The sequence below is a fragment of the Brevundimonas sp. genome (assembly GCF_051858995.1).
GTDB lineage: Bacteria > Pseudomonadota > Alphaproteobacteria > Caulobacterales > Caulobacteraceae > Brevundimonas.
Genome location: NZ_JBHYGN010000009.1, coordinates 11,914 through 25,995 on the forward strand (window position 1 = coordinate 11,914; position 14,082 = coordinate 25,995).

A 14,082-nucleotide genomic window follows, 5' to 3' on the forward strand; every position below is an offset into this window, starting at 1 on the left:
GCCGCCTCGACTCGGGCAACCGTAGCGGTGGGTTGGCGTTACGACGCCAGAGGGAAGATATGACGAAGAAACTGCTGACCAGCCTCGTGCTGGCTGCGGTGGTGCTGTTTGCCGCCGCCTGGGGCCTGGCCCCCATATTTGCCGGACAGGCTTTGATCCGCGCCGCCAAGGCCGGGGACGCGGCCAAGCTCGAGCAACTGGTCGACTTCCCGGCCCTGCGAACCAGCCTGAAGGATGAGCTCAGCAAGGAGCTGGTCTCGCGCATCGGTCGTGACCCGCGCGTCGCTGACAGCGGGCTGGGCGGACTGGGCATGATGCTGGCGCCGATGCTGCTGTCGGGCGCGGTCGACACCGTGGTCACGCCCGAGGTCCTCGCCCAGATGGTCACGACGGCGGAGGCGCCCGACCCGAGCCGTCGCGACGCGTCCGAACCCGCGGACGCCCGCAGCGACAGGGATATCCACCAGGCCTGGGGCTACCGCGACATGAACCATTTCGCCGTGACCCTGACGGACCGCGACCACCCGGACCAGCATCTGGCCCTGATCCTGGAACGCCGCGGCCTGTTCACCTGGAAGCTGGCCGCGGTCGATCTGCAGAGCGAGGCGGTTTAGGCCCCCAGCGCCGCGCGCACGGCGGCCAGACCCTCTTCGGCCTTGGAGCCGTCGGGGGCGCCGCCCTGGGCGAAGTCGGGCTTGCCGCCCGCGCCCTGACCGCCCATCGCCAGCACCGCCGCGCGGGCGAGGTCGGCCGCGTTGACCGAGCCGGTGATGTCCGAGGTCACGGCGACGGTGACCGCCGCCTTGCCGTCCGTCACGCCAATCAGTGCGACGACGCCCGAACCGACCTGTTTGCGGAAGTCCTCGGCCACGCCGCGCAGGCCCTTGCCGTCCACGCCGTCGAGGACGCGGGCGATCAGCTTGACGCCGTTGATCTCTTCCGGGGCCGCGCTCGCGCCCGAGCCGCCGCCCAGCGCCAGCTGCTTCTTCAGCTCGGCGACCTGCTTCTCCAGCGCCTTGACCGAGGTCTGCAGGCCTTCGATGCGTCCGGTCACGTCGCCGGTCTGCACCTTGAAGTCGCGGGCCAGCTTGCGGGTCACCCCGGCCTGACCTTCGAGGTACAGGCGCGCGGCTTCGCCGGTCAGGGCCTCGATCCGGCGGACGCCGGCGGCGACGCCGGTTTCCTGGATCACCTTGAACAGGCCGATGTCGCCGGTCCGGGCCACGTGGGTGCCGCCGCACAGTTCGACCGAATAGGGGGCGTTGTCCGACACCAGCGAGCGGCCCAGCGTCAGGACGCGGACTTCCTCGCCGTACTTCTCCCCGAACAGGGCGATGGCGCCGGCCTCGATGGCGGCCTCGGGGGCCATCAGCTGGGTCTCGGCCGGGACGTTCTGGCGGATGACCGCGTTCACCTCGGCCTCGATGGCGGCCAGTTCGTCCTCGGTCACCGGGGCCGAATGGCTGAAGTCGAAGCGGGCGCGCTCAGCGTCGACCAGCTGGCCCTTCTGGGCCACGGCGGCGCCGAGGACGTTCTTCAGCGCCGTGTGCAGCAGGTGGGCGGCCGAGTGGTTGGCGCGGGTGGTGGTGCGCTTTTCGGCGTCCACCAGTTGGGCCGCGCGGGCGCCGACCTCCAGCTTGCCGGCCGTGATCTGGGCCGACAGGACGTGCAGGTCGCCGGCGTGCTTCTTGACGTCGATGACCTCGGCTTCACCGCCGGGCCATTCGAACGCGCCGTGGTCGCCGGCCTGGCCGCCGCTCTCGGCATAGAATGGGGTGCTGTCGAACAGGACCTCGACGATATCCCCGGCTTCCGCCGAGTCCACCGGGGCGCCGCCCTTCATGATGGCCAGGACCTCGCCCGAGCCGTCGATGTTGTCGTAGCCGGTGAAGACGGTCGGCCCCAGACGGTCGCGCACGGCCAGCCATTCGCCGGCGTTGGCGGTCTGGCCCGAGCCCTTCCAGTTTTCGCGCGAGCGCTGGCGCTGCTCGGCCATGGCGGCTTCGAAGCCGTCGACGTTGACCGAGTAGCCGCGACGACGGGCCTCGTCCTGCGTCAGGTCCAGCGGGAAGCCGTAGGTATCCGACAGGGTGAAGGCGGTCTGGCCGTCCAGCATGTCGCCGGGGTTGAAGCCCTGAACCGCCGTGTCGAACAGGGCCATGCCCTTGGACAGCGTCGTGCGGAAGCGGATTTCTTCCTGCTTCAGCGTGTCCTCGATGAAGGGCTGGGCGCGCTTCAACTCGGGATAGGCCTCGCCCATTTCCGACACCAGCGTCGGCACCAGGCGGTGCATCAGCGGGTCGTTGGCGCCCAGCAGGTGGGCGTGGCGCATGGCGCGGCGCATGATACGGCGCAGGACGTAGCCCCGGCCTTCGTTCGAGGGCGTCACGCCATCGGCGATCAGGAAGGAGGACGAGCGCAGGTGGTCGGCGATGACGCGGTGGCTGGACGCCCGCTCACCTTCCGACTTGGTCGAGGTGGCCTCTTCCGAAGCGGCGATCAGGGTCTGGAACAGGTCGGTGTCGAACACCGAGTTCTTGCCCTGCAGGACCGAGGCGATGCGCTCCAGCCCCATGCCGGTGTCGACCGACGGCTTCGGAAGGCTGCGAACGATCTGGTCGTTCTCCTTCTCGAACTGCATGAAGACGTTGTTCCAGATCTCCACGAACCGGTCGCCGTCCTCGTCGGGCGAGCCGGGAGGGCCGCCGGGGACGTGATCGCCATAGTCGTAGAAGATCTCGGTGCAGGGACCGCAGGGACCGCTGTCGCCCATGGCCCAGAAATTGTCGCTGCCGGCGATGCGGACGATCTTGTGGTCCGGGAAGCCGGTGACCTTCTTCCAGATGTCGAAGGCCTCATCGTCGTCGATGTAGACGGTGACCATCAGGCGGTCCGGCGACAGGCCGAAGTCCTTCGTCACCAGCGACCAGGCGCGGTCGATGGCGTGTTCCTTGAAATAGTCGCCGAAGCTGAAATTCCCGAGCATCTCGAAGAAGGTCAGGTGGCGGGCCGTGTAGCCGACGTTGTCCAGATCGTTGTGCTTGCCGCCCGCGCGGACGCATTTCTGCGAGCTGGTCGCGCGCGGGAAGGGCGGGGTGGCGGCGCCGGTGAAGTAGTCCTTGAACGGCACCATGCCCGCGTTGACGAACATCAGCGTCGGGTCGTTCTGCGGCACGAGCGGAGCCGAATGGACCTTCTCGTGGCCGTCGGCGGCGAAGAAGTCGAGGTAGGTCGAGCGGATCTGTTTCAGGCTGGCCATGGGTGTCGCGAACGTCGGTCAGAAGAGGCAGGGAGGCAGCGTGCATATAGGTCTTTTGCCCCCAATGCATCACCCCCGCCCTAGGGGGATGGCTGGGGACCGGTCAGCGTCGTCTCGTGAGAGGCGGCTCCGCCGTTCGCCGGTAACCGCAAGTGTGATCGGGAATCGTCTTGCTACCAATAGCTGTAAGGCGCCAAGGTCCTTGAGCGCGATGTCGCGCGTGTTGAGGAGGAGTGGAGATGAAGGCGAAGCACCTGTGCCTGGCCCTTGCCGGCGCCGTCCTGACCACCGTGGCCGTGGGGCCTGCTGAAGCCGTGATGCGGCAGAGCTACGATCCCCAGGCCGTGGCCTACATGTATAATTACTACGCCGACGCCGAGATGACGGAGTATCTGGGCACGACCGCCGACACCTGCGGCGGGTCGCAGTACAATCACTGGGTCCTGCACCCCTACATCCCGACGCCCTATTACGATCAGACGCCGATGTACGTCTGCACCGGGATGGGGCCGTATCTGCCGCCGGACTGGTAAGAGCGGCAGCGTCAGCACGCGGAGGGGCGGTCCGGAGGGGCCGCCCCTTTTGCGTTGGGGGACGAAAAAAAGGCCGCCCGACCCGGCGGGGGTCGAGCGGCCGCTCCGTCCGGCTCGGCCCGGCGGGGTCGGATGGCGGGTCGACGGACCCGGCCGGAGAAGTAACGGTGTGAGTGCGCCCAATATTTTTTTGAGTGCACTTTAGTGGCGTTTTGTCAGGTTTCCCTGACTTTACCCTTCGAGGTCCTGGCCTTCGTCCGGCTCGGGCGAGCCGAGCAAGTCGTCGGCGATCTTGTTGGTCGACGAGCGGACGGCCTTCTCGATGGAGGCGGCGACGTCCGGGTTGGCCTTGAGGAAGGCGCGGACGTTCTCGCGACCCTGACCGATGCGGGTCGAGTCATAGCTGAACCACGAACCCGACTTCTCGATGATGCCGGCCTTGACGCCCAGGTCGATGACCTCGCCCAGCTTGGAGATGCCTTCGCCGTACATGATGTCGAAGATGACCTCGCGGAACGGCGGGGCGACCTTGTTCTTGACGACCTTCACGCGGGTGGTGTTGCCGACGACTTCGTCGCGGTCCTTGATCGCGCCGGTGCGGCGGATGTCGAGACGGACCGAGGCGTAGAATTTCAGCGCATTGCCGCCGGTGGTGGTTTCCGGCGAGCCGTACATCACCCCGATCTTGTGACGGATCTGGTTGATGAACAGGACGATGCACTTGGACTTGGAGATCGAGGCCGTCAGCTTGCGCAGGGCCTGCGACATGAGGCGGGCCTGAAGACCGGGCAGGCTGTCGCCCATCTCGCCCTCGATTTCGGCGCGCGGCGTCAGGGCGGCGACGGAGTCGACCACCACGATGTCCACGGCGCCCGAGCGCACCAGGGTGTCGACGATTTCCAGCGCCTGTTCACCGGCGTCCGGCTGCGAGACCAGCAGGTCGTCCAGGTTCACGCCCAGCTTCTGGGCATAGACCGGGTCCAGCGCGTGTTCGGCGTCAACGAAGGCGGCCACGCCGCCCTTCTTCTGCACTTCCGCGACGGTGTGCAGGGCCAGGGTGGTCTTGCCCGAGGATTCCGGACCGAAAACCTCGATCACCCGGCCGACCGGCAGACCGCCGATGCCGAGCGCCATGTCGAGGCCCAGTGAACCGGTCGAAACGCTTTCAATCTCCGCGACCACCCCGGCCTTGCCGAGCTTCATCACCGAGCCCTTGCCGAAGGCGCGATCGATCTGCGCGATCGCCGCCTCGAGAGCGCGTTGCTTGTCGCCGTCTTCCTTGCCCACCAATTTCAAAGCCGCCTGTGACACTGCCTTCGTCTCCCTTGCCATGATTCCCATCTGGTTTCGGGAGAGACCCGCCACGGACCCGCTCCCTCGTTGTGTGAGGCGGACTATGGACACGTTTTGTTCCGGTTCACAAGATGTTCTCTTTCTGTCCGCCCGAAGTTCCGGTTTCATACGTCCAAAAATGACGCATCCGTTGATCGATCAGGTTCCGTCAATCCCCTCCTGAGCGTCAGAAAGACACCATCCCGGTCTGGGAAGGTCTGGTGCGCGACGCCTATCGCGGCTTCCAACGCCGGGATCGTCGAGGCGGTGCGCAGCCCAGCAGGCCTGAGGCGTCAGGGGACCCGGGCCGCGACCATCGGCTCGGCGACCCGCGCATAGCCGGACAGGCCCGCGCCGAGCAGGAGCACGACCAGACCGACCATCAGCACGGGGCGCTCCAGCGCGCGCTCCGGGCTGAGCGGCCGGATCAGCATCAGGCCCAGCAGGCCGAGCAGGACGAGCACGCCGGGCAGGTCCATGCCGATGCCGAGGAAGACGGGATGGCTGAGCCCGACCAGCCAGGCGCCGCCGATGGCGACCCCGATCGCGACCGGGACCAGCGAGGCGGGCTTGAGCAGGGCCGGATCGACCGCCGCGACGATGACGGCGATCACCGCCGCCAGCAGGGCGGGCCAGAGGAAGAGGAAGGCGACCTCGGGCGCGGCGGCCTGGGCTCCGGCGGCCAACACCAGCACAAGGGCGATCAGCCCCGTCCAGCCGCCCCAGACCGTGCGCGTCGCCAGTCGGGGAGCGAGCGACAGGCCGATGGCCACGGCCCCGGCGCCGAAGATCAGCGGGTTCAGCCCGCCCAACAGGATGCTGAGTACGGTCAGCACGGCGATGGCGCCCGCGCTGACCCGGCGATCCGGTCGCGCGCGTCCGCCCAGCACCGCCAGCGTCAGGGGCAGCACGGTCAGCGCCGCCCCGGCCTCGAGCCAGGGCAGGCGGGCCAGCAGGGTGTAGTAGGCGTCGGCGCTGTCGACCCGGCTGGACAGGGGACCGCCGAGCTGGCGCACCACATGGGTCAGGACCAGTCCGGCGGACAGGAACCACAGGCCGTCGAGCATGCCGCGCCCGAGATCGGCGAAGGTCAGGCCCGCGCGCTTGCGGGCGACGGCGGCGGCGACGCCCAGCAGCACGGCGGCCAGGGCCCACAGGCCCCAGCCGACGACGGGCGGGTAATGGATCACGAACCGGCCGAAGACGTCGGCGTAGACGGCGTTGGTCGTGGCGGCGGGCAGGGCGGGGGCGCGCAACAGGGCGTCGGCGCTCTCCAGCGCCTGCGAGCCGATGTGCTGGACGCTGCCCTGATCCAGCATGTCCGGGGTCGAGACGGGGGCGTGATACTGCTCGGGCCGTCCGATGAAGGCGAAGTTCAGCCCCTGTACGCCGCGCGCCTTGGGGATGGTGAAGTCGGTGCCGTTGGGCATGGTCTCATAGACGAAGACCGCCAGCGAGTTGGAGGTGACGCCGCCGGTCGCCCTCACGCCCGCCTGCCCGAACAGGGCGATGGTCTCGGCGTTTCCGCGTCCGGTCTCGAACATCATCGCCCGACCGCCGCCGCCGCGCGCCTCGAGGTTGACCACCGCGCCGATGCGGTCGCGCAGGGGATGGCCGCCCCAGAAGACGCGGGCGCCGTCCAGATCCAGCTCCTCGGCGTCAGTCAGCAGGACCACCAGCGTCCGCTCGGCGGGGCCGCGCGCGCGAATGGCGCGGACGGTCTCGAGGATGGCGGCCACGCCCGTGGTGTCGTCCGCCGCGCCCGGCGAATGCAGGACGGTGTCATAGTGGGCCATCAGGGCGACGGCGGGCAGGGCCGGGTTCCGCCCGGGCAGGACGCCAATCAGATTGGTGGCGCTGTAGTCCGCCGCCGCAGGGTTTCCGCCCGCCCGCTCCAGCCGCCGGATGGCGCCGGGCGACAGTGGGCCGGTCTGGGTCGAGGTCTGCAGCCCCAGTGCGGTCATCCGCTGGATCAGATAGCCCTGCACCCGCGCATGGTCGGGCGAACCGACCGGGTGGGGCCGCTGGGCGATGGCGCGGATGTCGACCATGGCGCGGGCGGTGGAGAAGTCGGCGGCGGGCGCGTCGGCGCCGACGGGGCGCGGCCCCTGCAGGGTCAGCACCCCGATCGCCACAGCCAGAACCAGCGATCCGACCAGCCAGAACAGACGCATGCTCATCCTCCCCGACGACCTAGGTTGGACGCTATGTCATCCACGCGGTTTCGCGAAGGGGCGGCTCAGGCCGCCCGTTTCAGGGCCGACGGCGACTTTACGAACAGGCCCCGCCGACCTGCCACGGCGCGGAACGCGACGCTGTCGCCGTCGATCCTTTCTTCGGGGCCAAGGAAGAGCACGCCGTCGTCGACCAGTCGGCGTTCGATATTGTCCAGCACCTGCGCGCGACGGGCCGGGTCCACGTCATCCAGCACATTGCGGCAGAAGATGACGTCGAAGCGGACGTCGTCGGTCGGGGCGTCCAGCAGGTTGGCGCGGGCGAAATGCACCGTGGCGCGCAGCTCGGGCTTCGCGATCCACGCCTCTTCGGTCTGCTCGAACCAGCGCAGCATGGTCTCGGCCTTCAGGCCCCGCTGGATTTCAAAGCCGGTGTAGGCGCCGGTGCGGGCCTTCTCCAGCGCGCGCTGGGACAGGTCGGTGCCGACGATCTCCACGGGCGCGCCGACATCCAGCGCGGCCATGGCGATGGACCAGGGCTCCTGCCCGGTCGAACAGCCCGCCGACCAGACGCGGACCGGCTGACCGGCGCGGGCGCGGCTGAGGGCCGGGAGCAGTTCATTGCCCAGGGTCTCGAAGGTCGGGCGGTCGCGGCGGAACCAGGTCTCGGGGTTCAGCAGGGCCTCGATGATGCCCCAGCCGAGCGTCGCCACCGGCTTGGCCCACAGCGAGGCCAGCATGGCGTCGACCGAATCGAACCCCTCGCGCCGGGCCACCGGGCCGAGGCGGTGCTCGGCCAGCTTCATCCGGTCGCGCGTCAGCCGGAACCCCGCGCGCGAGGCCATCAGCGACTGCAGACGATCGAAGTCTTCCGGCGACATGGGTTCAGACGGCCCCCACCTCGGCGAATTTGGAGGACAGGATTTCACCGTCAAACGGCTTCATCACATAGTCGTCGGCGCCCGCGGACAGGGCCTCGGCGATGCGGTCGGCGCGCGTCTCGATGGTGCAGAACAGGACCTTGGGGGCCAGGCCGCCCGGCAGGGTGCGCAGGCGGCGCAGGAAGGTCAGGCCGTCCATGACGGGCATCGACCAGTCCAGCAGGATCACGTCCGGCATGACGCCGGCGCAGAAGGCCAGAGCCTCGGACCCGTCGGCGGCCTCATCGACCTCGAATCCGAGACCTTCCACGATGCGCCGGGCGACCTTCCGGATGATCCGGCTGTCGTCGACGATCAGGCAGGTTCTGAGAGACAATTGGGTATCCCGGGGGCGAACGGACGCGCAACGCTTACGTGTACATAAGGCCCTATGATCACTTTAAGCCGGTTAACAGGGTCTTGGGAAACCGGCTTAAACGTCAGTTAGGCATGCGGGCGATGAAAGCGACCCGGCCCTCGTCCGCCTGAACGTGCAGAGTTCCGCCTGCGTCGTGGGCGGTCAGCCACAGCCAGTAGGGCTGAATCCACTGTCCCGGCAGGCCTTCGGTCAGCGGCCGACCGGCCAGACCGGCCACGGCCTCGGCCTTCAGACGGGCGCGGGCGCCCTCGGCGATGCCCTCGATCACAACCGCGTCACCCTCGGCGCGGGTGCGGATGGTGGCGACCCCGCCCGACGGCAGGGCGGCCATGGTCAGATAGGCCAGGTTCACCAGCGCCCGCGACTGCGGCTTGGAATAGGTCCCCTCGGTCACGGCCCAGTTCAGGCTGGCCCGGCCGCCTTCGGTCAGGCCCGAGACCAGATCGCCCAGCTCGGCGCCTGAGAACCGCTCGGCCGAGGTCGCGGCACCGAAGGCCACGCGGGCGAAGTTGACCAGGGCGATCATCTTCTTGGCGCTGGCCTCGATGAGGCCCATGGCGTCGTCGCGCATGTCCTGGGCGGTCGGGTCCCTGAGCAGGTCGAGGCCCGAGCTGATCGCGCCCGCCGGGCTGATGAAGTCGTGGCACAGCTTGCCGGCGACGAGCGTGGCGAGAGCCTGCCCGTCGGGCAGGGCGGCGTTAGGCGCGGTGTCGGTCATCGGGTCCGAAAGGCTGTCAGGCGGAGTATCCCCAAGGCTGACCTGATTTGCCGGTTCTTCAAACCGCCCGGATGCTCTATCGGAACCCGAATGAGCAAACGACTGACCGCCGACCTCGCGTCGGGCGCCCTCGCCGAGGCGCTGGCCGACATCGCCGAGGACGCCGCGCGCGTCATCCTTCCCTATTGGCGCAACGGCGTCGTGGCCGAGACCAAGGCCGACGACAGTCCTGTCACCCAGGCGGATCGGGAGGCCGAGGCCCTGATCCTGGAGCGGCTCGCCGCCCTCTATCCCACGGTGCAGGCGGTGGCCGAGGAAGCCGTGTCGGTCGACGGCGCGCCCCAGACGCTGGGCGAATGGTTCTGGCTGATCGATCCGCTGGATGGCACGCGCGGCTTCGTTGAGGGCCGCGAGAGCTATACGGTCAACATCGCCCTGATCCACCGCGACACGCCGGTGGCGGGCGTGGTCACCGCCCCGGCGACCCAGATCAGCTGGCGCAGCGGGGCGCCGGGCAAGGGCGCCTTCCGCCGTCGCTTCGGCGAGGCGTGGACGGCGATCAAGGTGCGCGAGCGCCCGGCCTCGCCCCTGGCCCTGCTGAGCCACAGCATGACCGATGACGAGGCGACGCGCCTCGCCTCGCGGCAGGGCTGCGTCCAGTGGCAGGGCATGGATTCGTCGCTGAAATTCTGCCTGATCGCCGAGGGGCGGTTCGACGCCTATCCGCGCACCGGCCCGACGTCTGAATGGGACACGGCGGCCGGTCAGGCGGTGCTGGAAGCCGCGGGCGGGCGGGTCATGGCCGAGGATGGCCAGCCGTTGCGCTACGGCAAGCCGGGCCATGCCAACGGCGGCTTCGTGGCCCTCGGGGGCTAACCTTCGACCGATTCCGGCATCGCCAGCACGGCGCGATCCGCCAGAGCCGGCGCGCCCATCTCGCGGGCGGTCTCCATGGCTTCAGCCAGCATCAGGCCCACGGCCCTGGCCTCGGTCCCGGTCAGCCGGGCGCGGGCGAGGAACAGTTGCGCCATGCCGATCTGATCCGCGGCCCAGTCCAGCGGCTGCACCTTGGTCGCCTGGGACAGGCGACGGCGCACGACCGCCTCCAGCCCGTTCAGTGAGGTCACATCACCCATGGTCTCGGCGAAGGCGACCTCGGCGGACAGGCGGCGCTCGCGCACCAGCGCCCCGATCAGCAGGCCCGGCTCGCGGGTCAGGGCCTCGGCCTGGGCCAGCACCAGCAGCGGCGTCTCGCGCGTCACCCCGGCCAGGGTGATGACGGCCCAGTCCAGCGGGCTGTGATCGGCGGTGAACTGGTCGGCGGCGGCTTCGAACAGGGTGCGGCCGTGCGCGACGGCGGCCTCATCCTTCGCCAGGGCCGCCAAGGCGGCCATGCCCTTTCCGGCCAGGGCCAGGGCGCGGGCGCGGGTCAGGGGGCGGTGATCGGGCGAGGCGGCCTCGACCAGGGCGCGCAGGTCGCGTCCGGCCTGATCCAGCATGCGGGCGTCGCGGCGGGCCACCCCGGCCTCCAGCGACAGGGCGGCGCGGTCCAGCCGCAGGTCGTCGGCCACGGTCGGCGGCAGGTTGCGGGCGTCGTGCACGGCGGCGTCCAGCAGGGCTCCCGCGTCCAGCAGGGCGCTGGTCTCGCCGGTCAGGCGGGCGCGGCGGGCGCACAGCCGGGCGTGCAGGGCGGCGGCGGCCGAGCGGGTCGCGGCCCGCTCGCAGGTCAGGCTCTGCACGTCCGACAGGGCGGCGGTCAGGGCGGCGGGGCCGCCGAACAGGTCAAAACGCAACAGGTGGATGGCGCCCGACTCGATCGCGGCGGCGGCGGTCTGGTCCAGGCTGGTGGTGTGGCGGGCGGCGTCCGAGGCGGCGGAGGCGGCGCGCTCGAGGCTGACCCGGCTGCCGGTCCGGCGGGCGTGTTCGCGCCACAGCGCCGAGGAGCGCATCCAGCCGTCAAAAGGCCGCGCGGCGGACACCCGGCCCGCGTCGATACCCTCGCGCCGGGCCTCGACCTGCACCAGATCCGCGCCGACCAGCTCCAGCCAGCCGAGGTCCTCGCTCTCGCGGGCCTTTTCGAACAGCTTCCTCAGATCGCGGCCGAACTCGAACATGCGCAACTCCGGAACCGTCCCGCTTCGGGACGGACGAATGATCCCCGGACAGTCTCCAAGCAAACGCAGCGCCGCGGCGGTGGTTCGCGCGAAAAAACTCAGCCCAGACGAGGGGTTCGCGCACGGCAGCGTTGCAGTTCAGCGCGTGCGTCGGCGTCTCCGGCGCTGAGCTCGCGCACGGCGCGGATGCGGGCGCGGGTCTGCTCGCCCTCGGCCACGGCGGCGTTGCGCCCGGCGGACGACGCGGCCTGGGTCGCGGTCAGGGACCAGTAGAGGGCGGCGTCATACAGGGCGCGGCCTTCGCCGCTTTCGCCGCCTTCCAGCTCGGACGCCGCCTGGGTCAGCCCGGCGCAGCGCACCATGCCGTCATAGGGCAGGGGCTGGTCCGACGCGGCTTGCGCGCCCGACAGGGACAGAATGGCCAGCAAGGCCGCCAACGACATCGAATCCTCCACGGCACGCCCCGGCCGCTTCACCCGCACAGAGAACCACGTGGGCGTGACGGAAGAAAGACCGGGATGAGGTCGCAGGCGCCTTACAGCACCACGCCTTCGTCGCGGGGCGAGGGGCGGCGCGGTTTGCGGTCCAGCAGGGACCAGGCTTCCGCCAGCCGGTCGACGGCCTGATCCAACTCCGTCTCGGGCAGGGTGAAGGGCAGGCGGATGAAGCGCTGGAAGGCCCCGCCGACGCCGAAGCGGGCGCCGGGCGCAATCCGCACGTCGAGTCGCGCCGCCGCCTCCGCCAGGGCTTCGCTGGCCGGGCGGGGCAGGCCGACCCACAGCGACAGGCCGCCCGCCGGACGCGCGGTCTCCCAGTCGGGCGACACCGCCGCCAGCCGGGCGCGCAGATGAGCCTCGCGCGCCGCCATCTGTCCCCGTCGCTCCGTCAGGGGCGCCTGGTCGCCGGACAGCAGGGCCGCCGCCGCCAGTTGCTCTATGATGGGAACGCCGAGGTCCATCGACGCGCGGCTGCGGACGACGGCCTCGACCACCGCCGGCGCGGCGCGGATCCAGCCGATCCGCAGGCCGCCCCACCAGCTTTTGCTCATCGAGCCCAGCCGGACCACATGGTCGCCGAGCTCGCGCGGCGGCGGGGGCGGCGCGTCGAAGCCCAACTCCCTCAGCGTCTCGTCGAAGATCAGGGTCGAGCCCGCCCGTCGCGCGCTGGCGGCGATGGCGGTCTCCTCATCGGGGGTCATGACCCGACCGGTCGGATTGTGATGCGCCCCGATCAGATAGATCAGCCGGGGGCGGACCCGTTCGATGGTCGCGGTCAGCGCCTCGATGTCCCAACCCTCGGACGGCAGGGCGACCGGCGCGGGCTTCAGGCCGGCCCGGACGATGCCGTCGATGGCGTGGTGGAAGGTCGGGTGGTCGATCACGACGGCATCACCGGGCCGGGCCAGCGACCGCAGCAGCAGGGCCAGGGCGTTCTGGGCGCCCGCCGTGACCACGATCCCATCCGGTGACGTGGCCAGCCCCAGCGCCTCATAGGACTTCGCCACGGCGACGCGCAGAGCGGGCACGCCGACCGGACCATAGCCATGCCCCGGCAGGTGGGCGGGCAGGGAGGCCAGGGCCTGGGCGTAGGCGGCATGCACATGCGGCCCGGCGGGCATGACCGCCGTCGCCATGTCGATCACCCCCGCCGCGTCGCGGTGGTTCAGCGGATCGCGGCGGCCTGCCGGTCCGGGCGGCAGGGCGGTGAAACTGCCCGAGCCCACCCGGCTGACCACGAAGCCGTCGGCCCGCAGGCGATCCAGCGCGCTGCTGACGGTGATCCGGCTGAGTCCCAGCGCTTCGGCCAGCCGCCGCTCGCCCGGCAGCTTGGCGTCCAATGGCAAGCGCCCGTCCAGCACCAGCCGCTTCAGCGCCTCGGCCAGACTGCGATAGGCGGTGTCGTCCGCATGGCTTTGACGCCAGTCATTGAGCTGGCGGGTCAGGGCGACGGCGTTGACGATGGGCGAGCTCACAGAGCCACCCTCGAACAAGTGGCTCTATAAAACAAGGCCAGTTCATATAGGTGTGGCGGATGTTCCTGCGCCGCTTCACCCAACTTCAGATCGGCCTGTTCCTGTACGGCCTCTCCATCGCCCTGATGGTCCGCGCCGAGCTGGGCCTGAACCCGTGGAGCGTCTTCCATCAGGGCCTGTCGGACGTCACCGGCGTCAGCATGGGGCTGGTCGTGAACGGCGTCGGCCTGCTGGTTCTGCTGCTGTGGATTCCGCTGCGCCAGAAGCCGGGAATCGGCACCGTCTGCAACGTCCTGCTGATCGGCACGGTGGCGGACCTGTGCCTGAAGGTCCTGCCGCCGCTCGAGGCGCTGTGGCTGCGGAGCGTCTTCCTGATCGTGGCCATCGTGCTGAACGCCGTCGCCACCGGGGCCTATATCGGGGCCGGGCTGGGGCCGGGGCCGCGCGACGGCATCACCACCGGCCTGCTCCGGGTGACGAAATGGGAAGTCCGCTGGATCCGCACGGGCGTGGAGGCGACGGTTCTGGCGCTGGGCTGGCTGATGGGCGGGACGGTCGGCGTCGGCACGGTCCTGTTCGTGCTGAGCACCGGGCCGCTGCTGCAGATCTTCCTGCCGATGTTCACTCGGGAAGAAGCGGAGCCCGCCCGGATCAGTCCCGCGCCCTCGGCCCCCTAGGCGC

General features: G+C 70.0%; 13 protein-coding genes. 4 read left to right on the forward strand and 9 right to left on the reverse strand.

Features of this window, described 5'->3' with window-relative positions:
- Positions 1–59: 59 nt before the first annotated feature.
- Positions 60–614, forward strand: coding sequence for a DUF2939 domain-containing protein (locus ACTIEF_RS09660; RefSeq protein ID WP_439471923.1), 555 nt, complete (start codon positions 60–62; stop codon positions 612–614).
- On the opposite strand, the gene alaS is transcribed toward ACTIEF_RS09660, so the two are convergent.
- Positions 611–3,259: an alanine--tRNA ligase gene (gene alaS / locus ACTIEF_RS09665; protein WP_439471924.1), complete on the reverse strand. Its 2,649-nt coding sequence runs from the start codon at positions 3,257–3,259 to the stop codon at positions 611–613. The genes ACTIEF_RS09660 and alaS overlap by 4 nt on opposite strands.
- Positions 3,260–3,498: 239 nt before the next feature.
- Between alaS and ACTIEF_RS09670 the strand changes: the two genes are divergently transcribed.
- Positions 3,499–3,792 carry a hypothetical protein gene (locus tag ACTIEF_RS09670; protein ID WP_439471925.1) on the forward strand — a complete coding sequence of 98 codons (294 nt, stop codon included), beginning with the start codon at positions 3,499–3,501 and terminating at the stop codon, positions 3,790–3,792.
- 231 nt (positions 3,793–4,023) lie between these two features.
- On the opposite strand, the gene recA is transcribed toward ACTIEF_RS09670, so the two are convergent.
- From recA to chpT, 5 genes are all read right to left on the reverse strand, one after another.
- Positions 4,024–5,124, reverse strand: a complete 1,101-nt coding sequence (recA, locus tag ACTIEF_RS09675; protein WP_439471926.1) for a recombinase RecA — start codon at positions 5,122–5,124, stop codon at positions 4,024–4,026.
- A gap of 293 nt (positions 5,125–5,417) precedes the next feature.
- Complete coding sequence (locus ACTIEF_RS09680) at positions 5,418–7,298, reverse strand: M20/M25/M40 family metallo-hydrolase (RefSeq protein WP_439471927.1); 1,881 nt, start codon at positions 7,296–7,298, stop codon at positions 5,418–5,420.
- 65 nt (positions 7,299–7,363) lie between these two features.
- Positions 7,364–8,179 carry a CheR family methyltransferase gene (locus ACTIEF_RS09685; RefSeq protein WP_439471928.1) on the reverse strand — a complete coding sequence of 272 codons (816 nt, stop codon included), beginning with the start codon at positions 8,177–8,179 and terminating at the stop codon, positions 7,364–7,366.
- A 4-nt stretch (positions 8,180–8,183) separates the two neighbouring features.
- Positions 8,184–8,555 carry a response regulator gene (locus tag ACTIEF_RS09690; protein WP_439471929.1) on the reverse strand — a complete coding sequence of 124 codons (372 nt, stop codon included), beginning with the start codon at positions 8,553–8,555 and terminating at the stop codon, positions 8,184–8,186.
- 103 nt (positions 8,556–8,658) lie between these two features.
- Positions 8,659–9,315, reverse strand: coding sequence for a histidine phosphotransferase ChpT (chpT, locus tag ACTIEF_RS09695; protein WP_439471930.1), 657 nt, complete (start codon positions 9,313–9,315; stop codon positions 8,659–8,661).
- A gap of 90 nt (positions 9,316–9,405) precedes the next feature.
- Between chpT and cysQ the strand changes: the two genes are divergently transcribed.
- The gene (gene cysQ / locus ACTIEF_RS09700) at positions 9,406–10,191 is read left to right on the forward strand and encodes a 3'(2'),5'-bisphosphate nucleotidase CysQ (protein ID WP_439471931.1); all 786 of its coding nucleotides are present in this window, start codon (positions 9,406–9,408) and stop codon (positions 10,189–10,191) included.
- Here the strand turns inward: cysQ and ACTIEF_RS09705 are convergent.
- The 3 genes from ACTIEF_RS09705 to ACTIEF_RS09715 all read right to left on the reverse strand — a co-directional run bounded on the left by ACTIEF_RS09705 (position 10,188) and on the right by ACTIEF_RS09715 (position 13,401).
- The gene (locus tag ACTIEF_RS09705; RefSeq protein WP_439471932.1) at positions 10,188–11,429 is read right to left on the reverse strand and encodes a hypothetical protein; all 1,242 of its coding nucleotides are present in this window, start codon (positions 11,427–11,429) and stop codon (positions 10,188–10,190) included. The genes cysQ and ACTIEF_RS09705 overlap by 4 nt on opposite strands.
- Positions 11,430–11,527: 98 nt before the next feature.
- The gene (locus ACTIEF_RS09710; RefSeq protein ID WP_439471933.1) at positions 11,528–11,872 is read right to left on the reverse strand and encodes a hypothetical protein; all 345 of its coding nucleotides are present in this window, start codon (positions 11,870–11,872) and stop codon (positions 11,528–11,530) included.
- A 92-nt stretch (positions 11,873–11,964) separates the two neighbouring features.
- Positions 11,965–13,401: a PLP-dependent aminotransferase family protein gene (locus tag ACTIEF_RS09715; RefSeq protein ID WP_439471934.1), complete on the reverse strand. Its 1,437-nt coding sequence runs from the start codon at positions 13,399–13,401 to the stop codon at positions 11,965–11,967.
- Between the two features lie 59 nt (positions 13,402–13,460).
- Here ACTIEF_RS09715 and ACTIEF_RS09720 point away from each other — a divergent pair, with 59 nt between their 5' ends.
- Positions 13,461–14,078, forward strand: a complete 618-nt coding sequence (locus ACTIEF_RS09720; protein ID WP_439471935.1) for a YczE/YyaS/YitT family protein — start codon at positions 13,461–13,463, stop codon at positions 14,076–14,078.
- Positions 14,079–14,082 lie beyond the last annotated feature (4 nt).